Annotated in this window: 17 protein-coding genes; 6 read left to right on the top strand and 11 right to left on the bottom strand. The window is 71.2% G+C overall.

The features are described 5' to 3' along the window. The first annotated feature begins 12 nt into the window (after window positions 1-12). Both ACLQ2T_RS06905 and ACLQ2T_RS06900 read left to right on the top strand, forming a co-directional pair. Window positions 13-327, top strand: coding sequence for a DMT family transporter (locus ACLQ2T_RS06905; protein ID WP_425765124.1), 315 nt, complete (start codon window positions 13-15; stop codon window positions 325-327). Window positions 328-412: 85 nt separating this feature from the next. Continuing rightward, on the top strand, window positions 413-640 hold the full coding sequence (locus ACLQ2T_RS06900) for a hypothetical protein (RefSeq protein ID WP_425765123.1): 228 nt from the start codon (window positions 413-415) through the stop codon (window positions 638-640). Between the two features lie 113 nt (window positions 641-753). On the opposite strand, the gene ACLQ2T_RS06895 is transcribed toward ACLQ2T_RS06900, so the two are convergent. Beyond that, entirely contained in the window at window positions 754-4,668 is a 3,915-nt protein-coding gene (locus tag ACLQ2T_RS06895; protein ID WP_425765122.1) for a DNA translocase FtsK 4TM domain-containing protein, read from the bottom strand. 110 nt (window positions 4,669-4,778) lie between these two features. On the opposite strand from ACLQ2T_RS06895, the gene ACLQ2T_RS06890 reads away from it, so the two are divergent. Beyond that, a complete protein-coding gene (locus tag ACLQ2T_RS06890; RefSeq protein ID WP_425765121.1) occupies window positions 4,779-5,258 on the top strand; it encodes a YbjN domain-containing protein in 480 nt (159 codons plus the stop codon). A 35-nt stretch (window positions 5,259-5,293) separates the two neighbouring features. Further along, a complete protein-coding gene (locus ACLQ2T_RS06885) occupies window positions 5,294-6,889 on the top strand; it encodes a YbjN domain-containing protein (protein ID WP_425765120.1) in 1,596 nt (531 codons plus the stop codon). A gap of 60 nt (window positions 6,890-6,949) precedes the next feature. Here the strand turns inward: ACLQ2T_RS06885 and ACLQ2T_RS06880 are convergent, their stop codons facing one another. From ACLQ2T_RS06880 to ACLQ2T_RS06855, 6 genes are all read right to left on the bottom strand, one after another. Then, a complete protein-coding gene (locus ACLQ2T_RS06880) occupies window positions 6,950-8,134 on the bottom strand; it encodes a S1 family peptidase (protein ID WP_425765119.1) in 1,185 nt (394 codons plus the stop codon). A gap of 70 nt (window positions 8,135-8,204) precedes the next feature. Further along, window positions 8,205-9,896 carry a ribonuclease J gene (locus ACLQ2T_RS06875; protein WP_013732195.1) on the bottom strand — a complete coding sequence of 564 codons (1,692 nt, stop codon included), beginning with the start codon at window positions 9,894-9,896 and terminating at the stop codon, window positions 8,205-8,207. 52 nt (window positions 9,897-9,948) lie between these two features. Continuing rightward, window positions 9,949-10,875 (bottom strand): 4-hydroxy-tetrahydrodipicolinate synthase, encoded by a 927-nt coding sequence (gene dapA, locus ACLQ2T_RS06870; RefSeq protein WP_425765118.1) that lies wholly within the window; start codon window positions 10,873-10,875, stop codon window positions 9,949-9,951. Window positions 10,876-10,954: 79 nt separating this feature from the next. After that, complete coding sequence (thyX, locus tag ACLQ2T_RS06865; RefSeq protein WP_425765241.1) at window positions 10,955-11,698, bottom strand: FAD-dependent thymidylate synthase; 744 nt, start codon at window positions 11,696-11,698, stop codon at window positions 10,955-10,957. Window positions 11,699-11,942: 244 nt separating this feature from the next. Then, on the bottom strand, window positions 11,943-12,458 hold the full coding sequence (locus tag ACLQ2T_RS06860; RefSeq protein WP_425765240.1) for a DUF2752 domain-containing protein: 516 nt from the start codon (window positions 12,456-12,458) through the stop codon (window positions 11,943-11,945). Window positions 12,459-12,619: 161 nt separating this feature from the next. Further along, window positions 12,620-13,849, bottom strand: coding sequence for a winged helix-turn-helix domain-containing protein (locus ACLQ2T_RS06855; RefSeq protein ID WP_425765117.1), 1,230 nt, complete (start codon window positions 13,847-13,849; stop codon window positions 12,620-12,622). A gap of 79 nt (window positions 13,850-13,928) precedes the next feature. Between ACLQ2T_RS06855 and ACLQ2T_RS06850 the strand changes: the two genes are divergently transcribed. Further along, window positions 13,929-14,480, top strand: a complete 552-nt coding sequence (locus ACLQ2T_RS06850; RefSeq protein ID WP_425765116.1) for a GNAT family N-acetyltransferase — start codon at window positions 13,929-13,931, stop codon at window positions 14,478-14,480. Here the strand turns inward: ACLQ2T_RS06850 and ACLQ2T_RS06845 are convergent. After that, the gene (locus ACLQ2T_RS06845; RefSeq protein ID WP_425765239.1) at window positions 14,379-15,665 is read right to left on the bottom strand and encodes a glycosyltransferase family 87 protein; all 1,287 of its coding nucleotides are present in this window, start codon (window positions 15,663-15,665) and stop codon (window positions 14,379-14,381) included. The two genes, ACLQ2T_RS06850 and ACLQ2T_RS06845, sit on opposite strands and share 102 nt — an antisense overlap. 35 nt (window positions 15,666-15,700) lie before the next feature. Between ACLQ2T_RS06845 and ACLQ2T_RS06840 the strand changes: the two genes are divergently transcribed. After that, entirely contained in the window at window positions 15,701-16,291 is a 591-nt protein-coding gene (locus tag ACLQ2T_RS06840) for a GNAT family N-acetyltransferase (protein ID WP_425765115.1), read from the top strand. Between the two features lie 180 nt (window positions 16,292-16,471). On the opposite strand, the gene dapB is transcribed toward ACLQ2T_RS06840, so the two are convergent. The 3 genes from dapB to ACLQ2T_RS06825 form a co-directional block, all read right to left on the bottom strand. Continuing rightward, window positions 16,472-17,239 (bottom strand): 4-hydroxy-tetrahydrodipicolinate reductase, encoded by a 768-nt coding sequence (gene dapB, locus ACLQ2T_RS06835; protein WP_425765114.1) that lies wholly within the window; start codon window positions 17,237-17,239, stop codon window positions 16,472-16,474. Between the two features lie 162 nt (window positions 17,240-17,401). Beyond that, on the bottom strand, window positions 17,402-18,814 hold the full coding sequence (locus ACLQ2T_RS06830; protein ID WP_425765113.1) for a M16 family metallopeptidase: 1,413 nt from the start codon (window positions 18,812-18,814) through the stop codon (window positions 17,402-17,404). 99 nt (window positions 18,815-18,913) lie between these two features. Continuing rightward, window positions 18,914-21,301: a polyribonucleotide nucleotidyltransferase gene (locus ACLQ2T_RS06825; protein WP_425765112.1), complete on the bottom strand. Its 2,388-nt coding sequence runs from the start codon at window positions 21,299-21,301 to the stop codon at window positions 18,914-18,916. Window positions 21,302-21,456 lie beyond the last annotated feature (155 nt).

The raw sequence follows: 21,456 nt of genomic DNA, 5'->3' as shown, positions 1-21,456 counted from the left end.
AGAGGTGACCCGATGGCCTGGATCGTGCTGGTGCTCTCCGGACTGCTGGAAACGGCGTGGGCGATCGCCCTGGACCGCAGCGCCGGCTTCACCCGTCCCCTCCCCTCCGCGATCTTCGCGGTAACCCTGGTGCTGAGCATGGGTGGCCTGGCGTACGCCCTGCGGGAGATCCCGGTCGGCACCGGGTACGCCGTCTGGGTGGGCATCGGGGCGACCGGCACCGCCCTGGTGGGGATGCTCGCGCTGGGCGAGTCGACGAGCCTGCCCCGGATCCTGTGTCTGCTGCTGGTGGTCGCCGGGGTGGTCGGCCTGAAGGTCTTCCACTGACCTTCGTGCCGGGGGTGGGCGTGACGAGCCACACCAGTGGGTAGAGACCGGACGGCAGAGGAAGACTCACCATCCGGAGGCAGACATGGCCACCAGCACCGTTCGCTCGACCAGCGCCGCCCGCATCTGCACCATCGTGGGCTTCGTGTGCGCGGTTCTCGCGTTGCTGCTCAATCCGATTCTCTTCGGAGTCATCGGTCTGGTCCTCGGCATCGTCGGCGCGGTGCTCGGCGACAAGCCACTGGGCTGGTACGCCGCCGCCGCCAACGTGGTCGCCATGCTGCTCAGCATGTTGATCCTCAGCGCCCTCTGAGCCACCGACCCGTCACGGGCCCGCCGCGACACGCGGCGGGCCCGTGACGTATGCCCCATCGGCCAGTCGCCGCCGCCGGTCGATCGCCGCCGCCGGTCGGTCGCTGTCGGCGGTCAGTCCTCGTCGCCGCGCAGGCCCGCCAGGACCTCTTCCAACTCGTCCGGTTTGACCAGCACCTCGCGGGCCTTGGAGCCCTCCGAGGGACCGACCACCCCCCGGGTCTCCATCAGGTCCATCAGGCGGCCGGCCTTGGCGAAACCGACCCGCAGCTTGCGCTGGAGCATCGAGGTCGAGCCGAACTGCGAGGTGACCACCAAATCGACCGCCTGCACCAGCAGGTCCAGGTCGTCGCCGATGTCCTCGTCGATCTTCTTCTTGCTGTCCTGCGCGGGGGCCAGCACGTCCGGACGGAACTCCGGTTCGCGCTGGTCCTTGCAGAACTTCACGACGTCGTTGATCTCGCGCTCGGTCACCCAGGCGCCCTGGATGCGGATCGGCTTGGAGGCGCCCATCGGCAGGAACAGCCCGTCGCCCCGACCCAGCAGCTTCTCCGCACCCGGCTGGTCGAGGATGACCCGCGAGTCGGCCAACGAGGAGGTGGCGAAGGCCAGCCGGGAGGGCACGTTGGCCTTGATCAGGCCGGTCACCACGTCCACACTCGGCCGCTGGGTGGCCAGCACCAGGTGGATGCCGGCGGCTCGGGCCAGCTGGGTGATCCGGACGATGGAGTCCTCCACGTCGCGCGGCGCGACCATCATCAGGTCGGCCAACTCGTCGACGATCACCAGCAGGTACGGGTACGGCCGGATCTCCCGCTCGCTGCCCGGCGGCGCCTTGATCTCGCCGTTGCGGACCTTGCGGTTGAAGTCGTCGATGTGCCGGACCCCGTTGGCCGCCAGGTCGTCGTAGCGCATGTCCATCTCGCGGACCACCCACTCCAACGAGTCGGCGGCCTTCTTCGCGTTGGTCACGATCGGGGTGACCAGGTGCGGGATGCCCTCGTAGCCGGTCATCTCGACCCGCTTGGGGTCGATCAGCAGCAGCCGTACCTCGTCCGGGGTGGCCCGGGTCAGGACGGACATGAGCAGGGAGTTGAGGATGCTCGAATTGTGGGTCGGTATGTTGGCCCGGCTGGCCAGATACATTTGGCTCGGGCTGTCCACCTGAATACAGCGGACGGGCACCGACGGAACCAGCCGCACGTCGACGATGTACCGGCGGGACACCGTGGCACGGTTTTCCACCACCTGCCGACTCAGCTTTCGGCTAAGCCGGAACACCTTGTCCACTGGAGTGAAGCGAATCCGATAAGCAGTCGAGGTCGTCGGCTTCCTTCCTCCAACAGCCCTCGTTGTCATCGTCGCCTTGTAGCCAAGGCCATGGATAAGTTCGAGGGCGTCACGGGCAAGCCGCTCGTTGGTGAGCGTCAACTCCACGCCGCCTTGCTTCGAGACGGTGCCGTCAGTGTCCAGCAGACCAGCCAACAGGGCACGGCGTTGAGACTCAGAGGCTCTCAGGTACACCGAAGGGATATGTTTGTCCCCGATCTCCCGAAAGAGCGCTCGCATCGTTCGGTATGGCTGCCGATAGGGTTCGGGCGATGTCTCCGGTGCACAAACGCCCGCTGGCCGGCATTGCTTCCGAGCGCGATAGATGGCTGCCACCGACACGCCAACATGCTTGGCGGCGGCTCGCCCACCCAGTCCCTGCTCAATCAGCAACAGCGCTTCTGCGATACGTCGTTCACGGTCGGGACGGTTCGAGATGGTGTAGTGAAGTTTACTGCTCGGGTGTTTGGTCAACACGTAGCCGTCGATCCGGATCTGATCAAGAATCTCGTCGTCGGCAGTGGTGAGCATGGCAGAACCGGTCGTCCCGTCGCCCAGCCAGCATCCCAAGGTGTACGGAGCGACCGGCAGTTCCTGCTCGGGACAGCTCAGCGGGGCGGCGACATCCACGGCATGGTTGGTCCACTGTCCATTCGGTCCCACCCGAAGAGACGCGGCGATCTCAGCCGTTGTCACGCTGCCCGGGGCACGGTATTTCCTACCGACCGACCGACCGGGAGCGTGTACTCGTTGGGACAACGCCTCGTACACGTAGTGCCGGGAATAAGTGGGGACCCAACGAGTCACCACACGGCCAGCACGCTCGTACGGCACCCTGACCAGCACCGACTTCCTTGGGGCATTCCGGAGGATCCGGTACAGCACGTTCTGGAACTGTGTGCCCAGTTCCGTCAAGACCTCCCTGCTCGACACAGGGCGGTCCGGTTCCATCAACACCTCGGTCAACCGGCCAGCGATCAGTTCGCGATCCGCTGGTGACCAGTAGGACCCGTCCTTCCACCTGTGCAAACGTTGCGTGCGCTCGGCCCGGGTCGTCGTACGCCATTCGTGGTTGGCGTCAGCGACGATCACGGTGCCGTCAGAAAACTCCACTTCGTAACAAGGTCGACCGTGCATGACAGGCGTGGTGGCCACGACCGTGCATGGCTGGCCGTGCTCGTCGAACACCTGATCGCCGACACCGAGCTCGCCCATCGTGGACCAGCCATCAGGTGTGGCTATCGGGGTGTCCAGGGCCAGAGCCTTACCGGCGCCGGTGGCCCCCGCGATCAGGATGTGCGGCATCTTCGCCAGGTTGGCCACCACGTAGCCACCCTCGATGTCCTTACCCAGGGCGACCACCATCGGGTGGTGGTCGCTGGTGGCGGCGCGGGACCGCAGCACGTCGCCGAGGGCCACGTTCTCCGGGTCGGTGTTCGGAATCTCCACCCCGACGGCGCTCTTGCCGGGGATCGGGCTGAGGATGCGTACGTCCGGGGACTTGACCGCGTAGGCGATGTTGCGGGACAGCTGGGTGATCCGCTCGACCTTGACCCCGTGGCCCAGCTCGACCTCGTAGCGGGTGACCGTCGGGCCCCGGGTGAAGCCGGTCACCGCGGCGTCCACGTCGAACTGTTCGAAGACGCCGGTCAGGGCGGCGATCACCTCGTCGTTGGCCTTGCTGCGGGTCTTCGGCGCGGCCCCGCTGCCGAGCATGTTCGCCGGCGGCAGGGTGTAGTCGCCGGCCAGCCCGGTCAGCGCCAACTGCTCGGCGCGGGTGGGCGCCGGGGAGTGTTCCGGCGGCTCGGCCGGCTTGCGGCTGGCCGGCACCCGGGAGGGCGCCTTGCGGGGCAGGACGATGGTCTCCTGAAGATCCACATCGTCCAGGTCGGCGAAGTCCTCCGGGTCGACCGGCGGCGGGATGCGTTTGGCGGGGCGACGTCGGGTCGGCGGGGCCGGGGTCTCCTCGGTCTCCTGCCCACTGTGGCCGACCACACTGCCGGCCAGCAGACCGAGCCGTTCGGGGATCTTGTTGATCGGGGTCGCCGTGACCACCAGCAGGCCGAACACCAGCAGCAGGATCAGCAGGGGCACCGCGACCCAGGCGGTGACCGCCCGTTCCAGCAGGCTGCCCACCCCCGCGCCGACCAGGCCGCCGGCGAAGTCCCGCTCACCCGGGTCGCCCGGCTGCTGCCCGATGTGCAGCATCGCGGCCGTGGATACCAGCATGGAAGCCCAGCCGACCCAGCCCCGGCCCCGGTGCTCGGGGTCGCCGGGCTCGCGCATCAGCCGCCAGGCCCCGATGCCGAGCAGCACCGGCACCACCACGGAGATGGCGCCGAGGAACAGCCGGACGGTGTCGGCCAGGCGGGCACCGACCGGCCCGGCGGCGGAGAACCAGAGGGCTCCCGCGCTGAGCAGGGCCAGCCCGATCATCAGCAGCCCGGCACCGTCGCGGCGGTGCTCCGGCTCCAGGTCACGGCCCGAGGCGGCGCGTACCGCCCAGCCGACGCCGTGGGCCAGCCCCATCCACACCGCACCGACCGCCCGACCGATGTAGGCGGCCGGGCCCGGACCCCGCGAGGCGGTACGGCGGCGGGCCGGTGCGGCCTTCTTCGCCGGTTGACGGGCACGACTGTTCGCGCCAGCACGCGGCGACGCGCCGCGTCGCCGGCTCGCCTGAGAGGTACGGCCCGCCATAGCATCACCGTAACGGCGGGTCCCGCGATACGCCGGTCTTCCAGGTCGGCTCCGCGTGTCGCAACGCGGTCCCGTCACCTGTCGTGATATTCGCCTGCGAAGGGATGTCTATGGCGTCGCCGGAGTACGACGACGGTCTGGACGACCCGCTGGCCGGGCATCCGGACACCCTGCGGCCCCTGGCCCACGACCTGATCGCCACGGTGCTCGCCCACCGGGGCCACCCGGTCACCACCGAATCCGGGGGCGACCTGGTAGGACGATGGGCCGAGGCGCACATCTGGTTCCTGCGCGCCGGTGACGCCGGAGAGCTGCTCCAGGTCCGCACGGTCGCCATTCGCCCCTTCCCGATGCAGGCCGTGCCCCGGCTGCACGACTTCTGCAACGGGTGGAACCGGGACCGGTTCTGGCCCAAGGCGTTCGTCCATGTCGACGACGCCGGGCAGGCCCGGGTCTGCGGCGAGGTGATCACCGACCTGGAACGGGGGGTGACACCCCATCAGCTGGACCGGCTGCTGGACCGGGGCATCGTCACCGGTTGCCGGTTGGCCGCCGAGGTGGGCCGGCTGTCCGGGACGGCACACCGGTGAGCGGGTGGGCCACCGGCCGCCGCCACCGGCCCCGGATGTCGGCACCGGTCGACCGCCGACCGGCCGAGCTGCTGGCCGAGGCGCGGGACATGCCGGACGGTGAAGCGCGTACGGCCGAACTGGAACGGGTGGCCGCCCTCGCCGAGGCCACCGGCGATCCCGGCACGGCGCTGGCGGCCTGGTCCGAACTGGTCGAGGCCCAGGTGCTCGGCGGCCAACGGTGGCGACTCTTCGAACCCGTCCGGCGCTGCCTGGACGCGGCCCGCCGCCCGCACCGACCCGAGGACGACCCACCCCCCGTGGGGCCGGACACCGAGACCCTGCGCCGCTACCAGCGGTACGCCGTGGAGGCGTTGCTCGGCACCCCCCGCATCGGCATCGACCAGGCCCGCTCCGTGCTGGCCGACCTCGACGACCCGACCCATGACGACACCGGTTCGGCTCTGGTAGCCCAGCTACGCTGCCGCATCGCCGACCATCTCGGCGACGAGCCCACCGCCCGACACTGGCTGCGGCGTTGGCAGGCCGCCGATCCGGACCCGGCCGCCGGATGCCCCGACTGCCTGCCGGTCCGCCAGGCCGAACTACTCGCCGGATGGGGCGACTGGGATGAGGCGATCGCCCTGGTAGCACCCCTGCTCGACGGTCCGCTGCGGTGCACCGCCCAGCCCGAGGCCGCCCTGACGGGTGCCCTGCTGCCCTGGTTGCGGGCGGGAGCGGCGCAGCAGGCGGCGCAGGCGCACGTACGGGCCTACCGGCGGCACCGGGTGGCGCCGGAGGGGTTCGACCACCTCGCCACCCACCTGCGGTACTGCGCCCTCGGCGGTCACCTGGACCGGGGTCTGGCGATCCTGGTCGAGCAGTTGCCCCGGCTCGACCAACCGCACGAGGACCTGGCCGTGATGGAGTTCGCCGCGGCGGGGGCACTGGTCTGCACCCTGGCCGCCGAGGAGCACGGCGATCGGACCGTACCCCGACCGGCGTATCACGGGCGGCACGCCGCGACCGTCCCGGTGGCGGCCCTCGGCACCGAGCTGCTCGCGGTCGCCACCGAACTGGCCGGCAGCTTCGACGCCCGCAACGGCACCGGCCACCAGTCCGGTCGGATGGCCGCCTGGCTGGCCGAACGACCGTTGGCCACGCCGGTGCCGCTGCCCGCCGAGGAGCCGGCCGAGGCCGACGAGAGGTATTTCTCCGAGGCACCCGACCCGGCGGGCGAGGAGGAGTTGGCCGCCCTCTCCGTGGCAATGATCACGGCCGCGCTGGACCGGCGGGGCGACCGGTACTCCCTGGACAGCGCCGGCACGGTGCTGGGGCGCTGGGGCGAGGCGGTGATCCAGTTCCGGCGGGCCGGGGAACGGGGCGAGGTGCTGCACGCCCGGGTGGTCGCCGACCGTCGGCTGCCGGCGGCCCGCCGCGCCGAGGCGTACGCCTTCTGCAACGGGTGGAACCGTGACCGGCTGCTACCCAAGGCGTTCGTGCACGATCCCGGTGGCGGTGAGCTGGTGCTGGCCGGTGAGGTGGCCACCGACCTGGCGTACGGGGTGGCCCCGGCCCAGGTCACCGTCCTGGTGGAGGCGGCGGTACGGACCGGGGTCGCGTACGCCGAGGCGGTAGCCGCCCTGCCCTGACCCGGCGCCGACGCCTGTCCGGCGGGCCCGACCGGCGCGCAGCCGGCCGGGCCCGGCCGATCAGCGCCCGCCGCCCAGGGTGCGGAAGTTCTGCGTGGTGAGCAGGGTCAGGTTGTTGCGTTGCAGGATCTCGTTGACCGGCTGGTAGAAGGTGGTGCCGCCGCGTACGCAGTCACCCGAACCGCCGGAGGTGACCCCCTGGGCCTGGTTGCCCGAGATCCACGAGCCACCGGAGTCGCCCGGTTCGGCGCAGACATTGGTCCGGACCAGACCACTGACCAGCCCTTGCGGGTAGCGGACGGTGGCGTTGCGGGCCTGCACGGTGCCGCAGCGCACCCCGGTGGTGGAGCCGGAGCGGCAGATCGAGGAACCGACGGCCACCTCCCGGGAACCGGCGACCCGGGCGATGCCACCCCGGAAGTCGGTGACCTCCGGCAGCACCCTGGTACTGCTGTTCACCTGCACGAAGGCCCAGTCGTCCCCGGGGAAGGAGGAGGACCGGAAGACGCCCTGCAACTCCCCGTCCGGCCCGGAGGTGCGGGCCCCTACCTGGCCACAGTGTCCGGCGGTGACGTAGCCGCCGACCACCGCGAAACCGACCGAGCAGCGTCCCGCGCCGACGAAGAACGGCTCGCCGCCACGGACATCGGCGAAGAGTCGCGGTTGCTCCTCGGTGGCCATCCGGACCGCCTGGCGGGCCACCCCGGCGCGGGCGACGAAACGCCAGCCGGCCGCCTCGGCACCCGGCTGGGCGAGCACCACCAGACTGTTCGAGGCCACATCGACGTACCAGCCGGAGACCTGCCGGGCATGGGCGGCGTTGCGGTCCATCCTGGTCTTCAGCGCGTCGAGCTGCCCGACCCCACGCTCGACCACCTTCGGCACCGCCCCGGTGGCCCGGACCCGTGCCGCTTCGGCCGGGTCGGCCACCGCCACGTTCAACTGGCTGCCATCGGCGCTGAGCCAACTGCCCCCGTAGTCGGTGCCGAGTTCGGCCCGAAGCTGCTCGACCACCCCGCCGGCCCAGCGTTCCGTCTTCAGCCGAGCAGCCACCTGGGACTGGTTCAATCCCAGGTCACGACCCATCGCCTCGACCAGTTCCGGGTCGGCACCCGGCACGGCCGGTGCGGTCGAGGCGCTGGGTGGCGCGCCACCCTCACCGGCGAAGGACGGCAGTGTCACCGCCGCCGCCGCGCCCACCGCAGCCACCACGACACCGAGGGCTGTCCATTTCCTGCGGTCCATCCGCCACGCTCCTCCCGGCAGGCGCGGGCACGCCTGCCGGGTCGGAGTACGGCCCCGAGGTCCGAACGGTTCAGACCTCGACGACGGTGGGCACGATCATCGGCCGGCGCCGATAGGCGTCGTTGACCCAGCGGCCCACCGTCCGGCGGACGATCTGCTGAAGCTGGTGGGGATCGGTGATCCCGTCCGCCGCGGCCCGGTTCAGGGCCTCGGTCACCAGCGGGATCACCGCGTTGAACGCCGCGGCGTCCTCCGAGAAGCCCTTGGCGGAGACGGTCGGACCGGCGACCACCTTGCCGGTGACCGAGTCGACCACGACGGTGGTCGCGATGAACCCGCCGTCGCCCAGGATGCGCCGCTCGGTGAGCAGGGACTCGCTGACGTCGCCGACGGCCAGGCCGTCGACGTAGACGTACCGGCTCTTGACCCGGCCGACCAGGCTGGCCCGGCCCTCCACCAGGTCGACCACGTCGCCGTCCTCGCAGAGCACCACCCGGTCCGGGGCCACCCCGGACTCGATGCCCAGCCGGGCGTGCGCCCGCAGGTGCCGCCACTCGCCGTGCACCGGCATCAGATTGCTCGGGCGTACGACATTGAGCAGGTAGAGCAGCTCACCGGCCGGGGCGTGCCCGGAGACGTGCACCTTGGCCACGTCCTTGTGCACCACCACGGCCCCGGCCCGGGCCAGCCGGTTGATCACCCGGTAGACCGAGGTCTCGTTGCCGGGCACCAGCGAGGAGGCCAGCACCACGGTGTCCCCGGGGGCGATGGTGATGTGCCGGTGATCACCGCTGGCCATCCGACCCAGGGCGCTCATCGGCTCCCCCTGCGAGCCGGTGGACATCAGCACGATCTGCTCCGGCGGCATGGAGGTCGCCTCGTCCAGGCCGACCACCAGGCCGGCTGGGATGTTCAGCAGGCCCAGGTCGCGGGCGATGCCCATGTTGCGCACCATCGACCGACCGATCAGGGCTACCTTGCGGCCATGCTCGAGCGCCGAGTCGAAGACCTGCTGCACCCGGTGCACATGCGAGGCGAACGAGGCCACGATGATCCGACCCCGGGCCTTGGCGAAGATCGAGTCCAGGACCGGGCCGATCTCCCGTTCCGGGGTGACGAAGCCGGGGATCTCCGCATTCGTGGAGTCCGACAGCAGCAGGTCCACGCCCTCGGCGCCGAGCCGCGCGAAACCGGCCAGGTCGGTGATCCGGCCGTCCAGCGGAAGCTGGTCCATCTTGAAGTCGCCGGTGTGCAGCACCAGCCCGGCCGGGGTGCGGATGGCCACCGCCAGGGCGTCCGGGATGGAGTGGTTGACGGCGAAGAACTCGCACTCGAACGGGCCGAGCCGTTCCCGGCCGCCCTCGCGCACGGTCAGGGTGTACGGCTGGATCCGTCGCTCGGCCAGCTTCGCCTCGACCAGGGCCAGGGTGAACTGCGAGCCGACCAGGGGGATGTCGGCCTTGTGGGCGAGCAGGTACGGCACGGCGCCGATGTGGTCCTCGTGCCCGTGGGTCAGCACGATCGCCTGGATGTCGTCGAGCCGGTCGAGGATGGGTCCGAAGTCCGGCAGGATCAGGTCGACACCGGGCTGCTCCACATCGGGAAAGAGCACCCCGCAGTCGACGACCAGCAACTTCCCGTCGTACTCGAAGACGGTCATATTCCGACCGATGGCGCCAAGCCCACCGAGCGGGATGATCCGCAATCCGCCCTCCGGCAGCGGCGGGGGAAGTTGAGCCTCCTCGTTGTGCGCCTCGGTCACGCGCTCACCTCATTCTGCGGCGCCGTTACCCGGCGTCCGTGCGTTCGTTTGATCATTCGGGAAGTGGTAGGCCCGCTGCCGCGCAGTCGGCGCGCAACTGGGCCACCTGGTCCTCGGTCGCCGTCACCAACGGCGACCGGACCGGGCCTGCCGGCAGGCCCTGGACGTTCAGACCGGCCTTGACCAGAATCGTGCCCTGGGTCCGGAAGATCCCGGTGAACAGCGGCAGCAACCTGTGGTGCAGCGCCAACGCGGTGGACGTGTCGCCCGCGTCGTACGCCTCGATCATCTGCTTGGTCTCCGCGCCGGTGAAGTGCGTCGAGGTGCCGACCACGCCGACCGAGCCGACGGCCAACGCGGGCAACGTCAGAGAATCCTCGCCACTGTAGTACGCCAGATCCGTACGGCTGGTCACCCAACTGGTGGCGGTCAGGTCACCCTTGGCGTCCTTCACCGCGACGATGCGTCCGTGCTCGGCCAGCCGGACCAGGGTCTCGGTCTCGATCGGCACCCCGGAGCGGTGCGGAATGTCGTACAACATCACCGGCAGGCCGGTGGCGTCGGCCACCGCGGTGAAGTGTCGCAGCAGCCCGGCCTGGGGCGGCTTGTTGTAGTACGGGGTGACCACCAGCAGTCCGTGGGCACCGGCCTTCTCCGCCGAGGCGGCCAGCTCGATGGTGTGCCGGGTGTCGTTGGTGCCCACTCCGGCCACCACCCGCGCCCGGTCCCCGACGGCTTCCACCACGGTCCGGATCAGCTGTTCCTTCTCGGCGTCCGTCGTGGTCGGCGACTCACCGGTGGTGCCGTTGATCACCAGCGCGTCGTTGCGCTGCTCCACGACGAGATGGTTCGCCAGCCGTGCGGCGCCGTCCAGGTCGAGCGCACCCTCAGCGGTGAACGGGGTCACCATGGCTGTGATCAGCCGACCGAAGGGGCGGGACACCGCCCGTGCCGGGGCGTCAAACTGGTCGTGCGTCATGGTGACAACCTATCGGACACCGGAGGGAGGGCTGCCGGGGAAGGGTGGCATGCGCGCCGGGCAGGGCAGCCCCACCCGCTCAGGACTGTTCGGCGAGCGGGCTCGCCGCGACCTCGGTGCCGTCGGGCAGGGTCGAGATGACGAAATCGGCGAAGACGTTCGGGGCGACCCCCTGCAACTGCCGCAGGCACTCCACCGCCAGTTCGCGGATCTCCACATCGGCGTGCTCGGTGGCCCGCATCGCGATGAAGTGCCGCCAGGCGCGGTAGTTGCCGCTCACCACGATGCGGGTCTCGGTGGCGTTAGGCAGCACCGCACGGGCCGCCTGACGGGCCTGCTTGCGCCGCAGCGTCGGGTTGGGCTCGTCGACGAAGTGCCGCTCCAGCCCCTCCAGCAACTCGTTGTAGGCCCGTACGCTGGCCTCCGCGGCCTCCACGAAGCGCTTGTGCAGCTCGGGGTCCTCGGCGATCACCCGGGGCTCGACCATCGCCGCGTCCCGCTCCGGGACGTACCGCTGCGACAGTTGCGAGTACGAGAAGTGCCGGTGCCGGATCAGCTCATGGGTGAACGAGCGGGACACCCCGGTGAAGTAGAAGCTGACCGAGCCGTGCTCCAGCACGGAGAGGTGCCCGACCTCCAGGATGTGCGCCAGGTAGCCGGCGTTGGTGGCGGTGACCGGATTCGGCTTCTTCCAGCTCTGGTAACAGGCCCGCCCGGCGAACTCCGCGAGCGCCTGCCCCCCGTCGGCGTCCGTCGACCACGGCACATCCTGCGGCGGCTCGAAATGAGTCCACGCAATCAACCTGACCTGGGGCTGCACCATCTCCGGCATGTCGCGACTCTAACCCCCACCCCACCCTCCCCACCCCTGCACCCCCACCGCCCGCCCTCCCTCCCCCACCCCACCCCCCACCCCGCACGCGCGCGCCCCAGCCCCGCCGATCTTGCACTTTTGGTCGCCGAAATGCACCCCTTGGCCGCTTTTGTCCCGACAGAAAGTGCAAGATCGGCGCGGCGAGGGGCGTGAGGGCGGGGAGGGGCGTGAGGGCGGGGTGGGTGGGGTGGGGTTAGACGTAGAGGGCGGTGAAGGGGGGCCAGGGGAGGTTGCGGGCCACCGAGAAGGCCATCCAGGCGGCCAGGAAGCCACCCACCAGTTTCGGGCCCACCCGTAGCTCCGGCAGCCGCCAGCCGAACGCCTGCCGGCCCGCCCAGGCGATGAAGAAGTACGCCAGGAACGGCAACGCGAAGACGAAGAGGAAGTGATGCCGGGCGGCGGCGGGCAGGTCGGCGTGCAACACGTACCAGAGGGCACGGGTGCCGCCGCAGCCCGGACAGTCCAGCCCGGTGGTCATCTTGAGCAGGCAGCTCGGCAGGGCGTCCGGCGCCGACCGGGTGGGGTCGCTGAGCAGGGTGTAACCGATGCCGGCGCCGACGCAGCCGAGCGCGGCCAAGGGCACCACCCAACGGGGTGTGCGCTCGTACAGCCGCGCCACGAACCGGGTCAGTCGATCCGACTCGACCACCGGATAGCCGCCCGGGTGACCCGCCGGCCACCCGCCCGGACCCACCTCACCCGCCGGCATCCCGGCGACCGGCCCGGCAACGCCCGGCCCGGCAACGCCCGGCCCGGCAACGCCCGGCCCGGCCTCGGTCGGACCGGGCTCGGTCGGCGTGCTTGCGGAGGTCGGTTCCCCGCTCGGCGGGTGCGGCTGGGCGGGCGATCGGTCAACGCTCGTCACGAGGCTCACCGTACACCGGCCAGGCCCACCAGGGCCGCGGCCAGCGGGGCGGCGAGGTCTCCGGCGGCCGGTGGGGCCACCGCGTCCAGTCCCAGCCAGCCGGCCAGGCGGTACAGCTCGGCGGCCAGCGCCACCGCGGTCTCCCCGGGATCGGCCCCCGGCTCCGCCCAGGCCGCCGGCACCAGCAGCACTCCGGCCTTACGGTCGGCCTTGAGGTCTACCCGGGCGGTGAAGCGTTCCCCCTGCCGGAAGGGCAGCACGTAGTAGCCGTACATCCGCTTGGCCGCGGGCACGTAGATCTCGATGCGGTAGCTGAAGTCGAACAGCCGCTCGGTGCGTCCCCGTTCCCAGACCAGCGGGTCGAACGGGCTGACCAGCGTGTTGCCGCGTACCCACCGGGGTAGCCGGGCCTGGTGGTGCAGCCAGGCCGGCTGCCGCCAGCCCTGCACCGTGACCGGTGTCAGCTCCCCCGCCTCGACCAGCTCGGCGATGGCCTGTCGGGCTCCGGCCACCGGCAGCCGGAAGTAGTCGCGCAGCTCCGGCTCCGCAGCCACCCCCAGCGACCGGACGGCGATGCCGACCAGGGTGCGGTACGCCTCGGCGTCCGTGGGCGTCGGGGCGGCCAGCACCTCGGCCGGCAGCACCCGTTCGGGCAGGTCGTAGCGGCGGGCGAAGGAGGTGGTGCGCTCGGCGGCGCAGACCTCACCGGCCCAGAAGAGGAACTCCAGGGCCTGCTTGACCGCCGACCAGTTCCACCCCCAGTTGCCGGTCGCTCGGGGCGCGTCATGCTCGATCTCGGCTGCGGTCAGCGGCCCCCGGGCGGCCACCTCGTCGCGGACCCAGGCCACCAGATCAGGCTGCTCCGCAGCGATGTGGCGCATGCCACTCCAGGCGTCGGCCTTGGCCCGGGCCATCCGCCAGCGCAGCGCGGGATGCAGGCCGACCGGCACCAGCGACGCCTCGTGCCCCCAGTACTCGAACAGCTCGCGAGGGCCGCGGTAGGCGGCCGATTCGAGCAGCGAGCTCGGGTAGGGCCCGATCCGGCTGTAGAGCGGCAGGTAGTGCGCCCGTTGCAGCACGTTCACCGAATCCATCTGGATCAGGCCGACCCGGTCGAGCACCCTACGCAGGTGACGACGGGTGGGCGCCCCGGTGGGCGCAGGGTCGGTGAACCCCTGGGCGGCCAGCGCGATCCGCCGAGCCTGGGCGAGGGAGAGCGATTCCTTGATGGCCATCGCGGGCAGGCTACGTCAGCGGTACGACACAGGTGCGCCACGCTGGACCTGTCGTCGTCGGCCACGTAGAACGGCAGTCATGCCGACCATCCGTCGTGAACAGGCCGCCGACGCCGAGGCGATCGCCCAGGTGCACATCAGCGGGTGGCGGGCCGGGTACGCCGGGATCATGCCGGACGAGGTGCTGGCTCGGCTCAACCCGGTGGCCTGGGCACAGCGACGCCGGGATCTGGGTACCGCCGATCCGGAGCACCCCTTCACCACCCTGCTCGCCGAGATCGACGGGGTGCTGGCCGGGTTCACCACCTTCGGCCCGTACCGCAACAACCAGGACCGAGGCGACCTCGACCCGACCTACGGCGAGGTGGTGGCTTTGTACGTGGTGCCGGAACACTGGGGTGACGGCACCGCACCCGCCCTGCTGGCGGCGGCTCAGGCCGGACTGCGCGAGCGGGGCCTGGCCGAGTACCGGATCTGGGTGCTGGCGGACAACCACCGGGCCCGCCGGTTCTACCAGCGAGCCGGGCTGTCACCGGACGGTGAGCGGTCGACCTACCCGGTGCCACTGTCCGGCGGGCGTGCGCCGCTGCACCTGGTCGAGCTGCGGTACGCCGGACGACTCGACGGCTGAGGCCGGTGGCTCGTCGGCCCAGCCGGGCCGGCGTACCGGCAGGAAAGCCAGCAACGCCAGGCTGATCCAGACATAGGTGTTGCTGAACACGAACCCGTCCAGCCCGGTGAAGTCCTTCTCCCAGGCCCAGACGATCCGGCTGATCAGGAAGCCGTACCCGATGATCACGGCGGCCAGCAGGCCGCGGCGTCGGCGGCTGCCCGACGGCGCGGCGACGGTCCCTTCGACCAGCAGCAGCAGTCCCGGCAGCAGCCAGACCAGGTGGTGTACCCAGGTGACCGGGCTGACCAGGCACATCACCGCGCCGGTCAGGGCCAGCCCGGCAGTCTCGTTTCCGGCGCGTACGGCGGCGCGGGACCGCCACACCCACAGCGCCACGGTGACTGCCACCAGGCCCAGCCAGGCCAGGGTGCTGGGGTTGGTCGGGTCCAGTCGGGCCACCACACCGCGCAGCGACTGGTTGGAGACGAACGCCAGCTCACCGACCCGGCCGGTGTTCCACAGCGCGGTGGTCCAGAATTCGCGGGAGGCGTCCGGGAACAGTGCCGCGGCCAGCACGGTGGCCCCGGTCGCGGCGGCCACGGCGGTGACCGCGGCCCGGATGCGGCCGGTCACCAGCAGGTACACGATGAAGATGCCCGGGGTGAGCTTGATCGCGGTGGCCAGGCCGATGCCGATGCCGGCCCACCGGCTGCCGCCCGGCAGCAGCCGCATCAGGTCCACCGCCACCAGGAACAACAGCAGGGTGTTGACCTGGCCGAAGTTGATGGTCTCGCGCATCGGTTCGAAGGCGGCGGCCAGGCAGAACGCCACCGCGAAGGCGAACCAGCGGGTCCACCCGGCCCGCCGGGACACCGGGTCCAGCAGCCACCAGATCAACACCGCGCTGGTCGCCACCCCGGCGGCCACGCTCACCACGATCGCCGCGTGCCAGGGCAGGTACGCCATCGGCAGCATCAGCAGCGCCGCGAACGGCGGGTAGGTGAAACCGTACTGGGTGCCGGGGCGCAGGTGGTCGTAGAGTTCCCCGCCCTCGCGGGCCCACCAGATGAGTGCTCCCCGGTAGACCTGAAGGTCGAAGAAGCCGTGCCGGGCCGCCGCCACGGACAGGAAGGCGGCCACCGCGACGGCGAGTACGACCACGAAGACGATCTGTCCGACCGTCCGCCTGGCACCCTGCGCCACCGTCGCCTCCCTCACCCTGCGTAGGCTGTCGTCCCATGGCTCTCGGGTTTGTCCGCCCGGCGCGTCCCGAGGACGCCGGCGAGATCGCACGCATCCAGCTCGCCACCTGGCGGGTCGCCTATCGGCGACTGCTGCCCCGGCACGTGCTGGCCGACCTCGACGAGGGGTTGCTCGCCCAGCGCTGGGAGGCTGCGGTACGCCGCCCGCCCAGCGAACACCACCGGGTCCTGGTCGCCGTCGAGCAGGCCGAGCAATCGTATCTGGTGGGCTTCGCCGCCTCCGGTCCGGTGGACGCCGAGGCGTTGGCCCCGAACGAGCCCGCCGAGGCGCTCGGCCCGGAGGTGGTCGCGGTGACCGACCTGCTGGTGGAGCCCCGGTGGGGCCGCCGGGGGCACGGCAGCCGGCTGCTGGCCGCCAGTGTCGACCTGTGGCGGGAGTCCGGCTTCACCACGGCGCTGGCCTGGGTCTTCGAGGGCGATCAGGCCTCCCGCAAGTTCCTCACCACCGCCGGGTGGGAACCGGACGGCGCGGGCCGCGCGCTGGACGTGGACGACATGCTGGTCCCCCAACTCCGCCTGCACGTGGCGCTCCCCACCGAGCCGACCGCACCCACCGAGGCCGGCTGACCGGCCCACCGCGCGGGCTGCTGACCGACCCCGCCAGCAGGCCGGGCGGCCCGAGCCGGGCCAGCCCCCGAAGCAGGCCGGGCCGGGTCAGCCCGAAGCAGGCCGGGCCGGGTCAGCCCGAAGCAGGCCGGGCCGGGTCAGCCCGGAGCAGGCCGGGCCGGGTCAGCCCCGGGGAAACGGTTAGTCGAGCAGGGGGTCCAGGCCGAGGGTCAGGCCGGGGCGGTCGCCGACCGCGCGGACCGCGACCAGCACCCCGGGCATGAAGGAGACCCGGTCGTACGAGTCGTGCCGGATGGTCAACGTCTCACCGGTGGTGCCGAAGAGCACCTCCTGGTGGGCGACCAGCCCGGTGGCGCGCACCGCGTGCACCCGTACCCCCTCGATGTCGGCGCCCCGGGCACCGGCCACCTCGTCGGCGGTGGCGTCCGGCACCGGGCCCAGCCCGGCCTCGGCGCGGGCTGCGGCGATCAGACGAGCGGTGTGGGTGGCCGTGCCGCTGGGGGCGTCGAGCTTGCGCGGGTGGTGCTGCTCGATGATCTCCACGGACTCGAAGTGCCGGGCGGCGCGGGCCGCGAACTGCATCATCAGTACGGCGCCGATGCCGAAGTTCGGGGCGATCACCACACCCACGCCTGGCTTGCCGGCCAACCAGTCGCGCACCTGGTCGAGGCGCTGCTCGGTGAAGCCGGTGGTGCCGACCACCGCGTGGATGCCCTGCTCGATGCACCAGCGCAGGTTGTCCATGACCGCGCCGGGGGTGGTGAAGTCGACGACCACCTGCGCCCCGGCCTGCGCCACGGTGGACAGTTCGTCGCCCTGGTCGACCGCCGCCACCAGCGTCGTGTCGGTAGCGGCCTCGACAGCCTTGCACACCTCGGCGCCCATCCGACCCCGCGCACCCAGTACGCCGACCCGGATCGGCCCGCCCTTTTCCCGCTCGTCAGTCACGCGGCACAACCTATCCCAATCGGCTGTCCGGGCAGCCGCAGAGGCAGGAGATCCGGCGTGATCAACTCCGTTACGGCGTAACGGCGGTATCCAGTCGACCGGGTCACCGCCACTACGCCGAAACGGAGTCGATCACCAGCCAGGCATCAGCCAGCCGGGCAGTCAGGCGGAGAAGTCGCGGTCGGCGAAGGGGCCGACCACCGCCAGGGACATCGGTCGGGCGAGCAGGTCGGCGGCCAGGGTGTTCACGTCCTCCAGGGTGACCGCGTCGACCCGGTCGAGCAGTTCGTTCACCGGCATCAGGTTGCCGTAGAGCAGTTCGCCCTTGGCCAGCCGACTCATCCGCGAGCCGGTGTCCTCCAGGCCGAGTACGAAGGCCCCCTTGCTCATCCCCTTGCCCCGGGCCAGTTCCGCCTCGGTGATGCCGTGGGCGGCGGTACGCGCCAACTCGGCCCGGGTCAGCGCCAGCACCTCGTCCACCCGGCCGGGGGCACACCCGGCGTAGACGCCGAACACGCCACTGTCGGCGTACTGGCTGGCGTAGGAGTAGACCGAGTAGGCCAATCCTCGCTGCTCCCGGATCTCCTGGAACAGTCGGCTGGACATGCCACCGCCGAGCACGTTGTTCAGCACACCGAGCGCAAAACGCCGATCGTCGAGCCGGTCGATGGCCGGGCAGCCGAGCACGATGTGCGCCTGCTCGGTCTCCTTCACCTCCACCACGGTACGGGCGGACCGGGTGCGTACCGCCGGGCTGGCCGGTCGGTGCGGCGCGGGCGGCGCCGGGTCGGTGTCCAGGGGGGTGCCGCGCAGCGCCTGCCGGACCAGCCGGACCACGGCGGCGTGGTCGAGGTTGCCGGCGGCGGCGATGACGATCTGCGGGGCGACGTACCGGCGCCGGTAGAAGGTCTGGATCTGGCGGCGGGTCATCGGGGTGACCGTGTCCGAGGTACCGGAGATCAGCCGGCCCAGCGGATGGTCGCCGTAGACGGCCCGAGCGAACAGGTCGTGCACCTCGTCGCCGGGCTCGTCGTCGTGCATGGCGATCTCCTCCAGGATCACGCCCCGCTCGGTCTCCACATCGGCCGGTTCCAGCACCGAGTCGGCTACCAGGTCACACATCACGTCGATGGCCAGCGGCAGATCCGCGTCGAGCACCCGGGCGTAGTAGCAGGTGTACTCCTTCGTGGTGAAGGCGTTGGTCTCGCCGCCCACCGCCTCGATCGACGAGGAGATCTCCATCGCGCCCCGCTTGTGGGTGCCCTTGAACAGCAGGTGCTCCAGGAAGTGCGCGGCGCCGGTCGTGGACCCGGTCTCGTCCCGGGAACCGACCGCCACCCAGATGCCGAAGGAGACGCTGCGCATCGCCGGGATGGCCTCGGTCAGTACCCGCAGCCCGCTGGGCAGCACGGTGCGGCGCACCGTACCCCCCAGGGGGTCGTCACTGAGGGTGCGGGTGACGGCCCGGGTGGTGCCGCCGGAGGGCCGCACGGTGCCGACGGCCTGCCGGCCGGCGCCGGGTGGCGTCGCCGGCTGGCGAGTCACGGACAGAGACGTTCGCCGGGTGCGACTCACGGCAACCTGCTTCCGGTACGACGAGGGGTTGACGGTGACGAACCGGCCGGGCGACATGGTCGCCCGGCCGGTCAGCGAATCAGTACGGTTGGTCGGAGATCAGCTGTGCCGGGTACGCCGACGCGGCCGGGAGTCACCGCCGCCTTCGCCGCCTTCGCCACCCTCGCCGCCCTCGCCCCGCTCCGGGCCACGGCTGCCCCGGTCACCGCCGCGCTCGCGGTCACCCCGGTCGCGCGGGGCACGGTCACCCCGGTCACCACGGCTTGCCGGCCGCTCGCCGCCCGCCTCGGCGGGAGCCGGTGCCTCGGCGCCCTCGGAACGGACCTTGTCCAGGTAGATCTTGCCGCGCTGGTCGATGTCGGCGATCTCGACCTCGACCCGGTCGCCGACGTTGAGGAAGTCCTCGACCTTCTCGACCCGCTTGCCGTCGCCCACCTTGGAGATGTGCAGCAGGCCGTCACGACCCGGCAGCAGCGAGATGAACGCACCGAAGGGCGCGGTCTTGACCACGGTCCCGAGGAACCGGTCACCGGCCTTCGGCATGGTCGGGTTGGCGATCGCGTTGATCCGCTCGACCGCCGCCTGCGCCGAGGGGCCGTTGGTGGCACCGACGTAGATGGTGCCGTCGTCCTCGATGGAGATCTCGGCGCCGGTCTCGTCCTGGATGGCGTTGATGGTCTGGCCCTTCGGGCCGATCACCATGCCGATCTTGTCGACCGGGATCTTCACCGTGGTGACCCGCGGCGCGTAGTCGGACATCTCGGCCGGAGCCTCGATGGCCCGCTGCATCACGTCGAGGATGGTCTGCCGGGCCTCGTGGGCCTGCTGGAGCGCGGCGGCCAGCACGTCGGACGGGATGCCGTCGAGCTTGGTGTCGAGCTGCAACGCGGTCACGAAGTCCCGGGTGCCGGCGACCTTGAAGTCCATGTCGCCGAAGGCGTCCTCGGCACCGAGGATGTCGGTGAGCGTGACGTACTGGGTCTTGCCGTCGACCTCGTCGGAGATGAGGCCCATGGCGATGCCGGCCACCGGTGCCTTCAGCGGCACACCTGCCGACAGCAGGCCCAGGGTCGAGGCGCAGACCGAACCCATCGAGGTGGAACCGTTGGAGCTGAGCGCCTCGGAGACCTGGCGGATGGCGTACGGGAACTCCTCCCGCGAGGGCAGCACCGGGATCAGTGCCCGCTCCGCGAGCGCGCCATGGCCGATCTCGCGGCGCTTCGGCGAGCCGACCCGACCGGTCTCACCGGTGGAGTACGGCGGGAAGTTGTAGTTGTGCATGTAGCGCTTGGACTTCTCCGGGGAGAGGGTGTCCAGCGCCTGCTCCATGCGCAGCATGTTGAGGGTGGTGACGCCCAGGATCTGGGTCTCGCCACGCTCGAACAGCGCCGAGCCGTGCACCCGGGGCAGCACGCCGACCTCGGCGCTCAGCGGCCGGATGTCGCGCGGGCCACGCCCGTCGATGCGGACCTGCTCGCGCAGCACCCGGTTGCGCACCTCGGACTTGGTCAGCGAGCGGAAGGCAGCAGACAGCTCCTTCTCCCGGCCCTCGAAACGCGGGCCGAGCTCCCCCACCAGGCGGGACTTCACCGCGTCCAGGGCTTCCTCGCGGTCCGCCTTGCCGGCGATCTGGAGGGCCTCGGCGACATCGCCGCGAGCGAACTCGGCGACGGCGTCGTACGCGTCGTCGGAGTAGTCCAGGAAGACCGGGAACTCGGCGACCGGCTTGGCGGCGACCTCGGCCAGCTCGCTCTGCGCCCGGCACAGCTCACGGATGGCCGGCTTGGCGGCCTCCAGGCCGCTGGCCACGATCTCCTCGGTCGGGGCCGGGGCACCGTCGGCGACCAGCTTGACGGCGTGCTCGGTGGCCTCGGCCTCGACCATCATGATCGCGACGTCGCCGTCGGCCAGGGCCCGACCGGCCACCACCATGTCGAAGGTGGCCCGGCTCAGCTCCTCGTGGGTCGGGAAGGCGACCCACTGGCCGTCGACGTGCGCCATCCGGGTCGCCCCGATCGGGCCGGAGAACGGCAGGCCGGACAGCTTGGTCGACATCGAGGCGGCGTTGATCGCCACCACGTCGTACGGGTGCTGCGGGTCGAGCGCCAGGATGGTCTCGACGACCTGGACCTCGTTGCGCAGGCCCTTGACGAAGGACGGGCGCAGCGGCCGGTCGATCAGGCGGCAGGTGAGGATGGCGTCCTCGCTGGGACGGCCCTCCCGCCGGAAGAACGAGCCGGGGATGCGACCCGCGGCGTACATCCGCTCCTCGACGTCGACCGTCAGCGGGAAGAAGTCGAACTGCTCCTTCGGCTGCTTGCCGGCGGTGGTGGCGGACAGCACGACCGTCTCGCCGAGCTGGGCGACGACGGAACCGGCGGCCTGACGGGCCAGCCGGCCGGTGGAGAAGGTGATCTCACGGGTGCCGAAGGACCCGTTGTCGATCACGGCGGTACGGGATTCGGTGCCGAGTTTGGTCTCGGTCATAGTGCGGCAATGCTCCTTCGCATCGGGGGCCACGAGCGGGAGCTGTACCGACGGCCGGTCTTCGATCGAAGCGCCCGGGACCACCGGCGAAATGCCGGAGACACCCGGAGGCCACTACCGGAGACCGGTACGCCGACGGCTCCCCTGTCTGGGTG

Source organism: Micromonospora sp. DT229 (assembly GCF_049844505.1).
Lineage (GTDB): Bacteria > Actinomycetota > Actinomycetes > Mycobacteriales > Micromonosporaceae > Micromonospora.
Note: the sequence above shows the minus strand (reverse complement) of the source record. Positions and strands in the feature narration are given on the sequence as shown.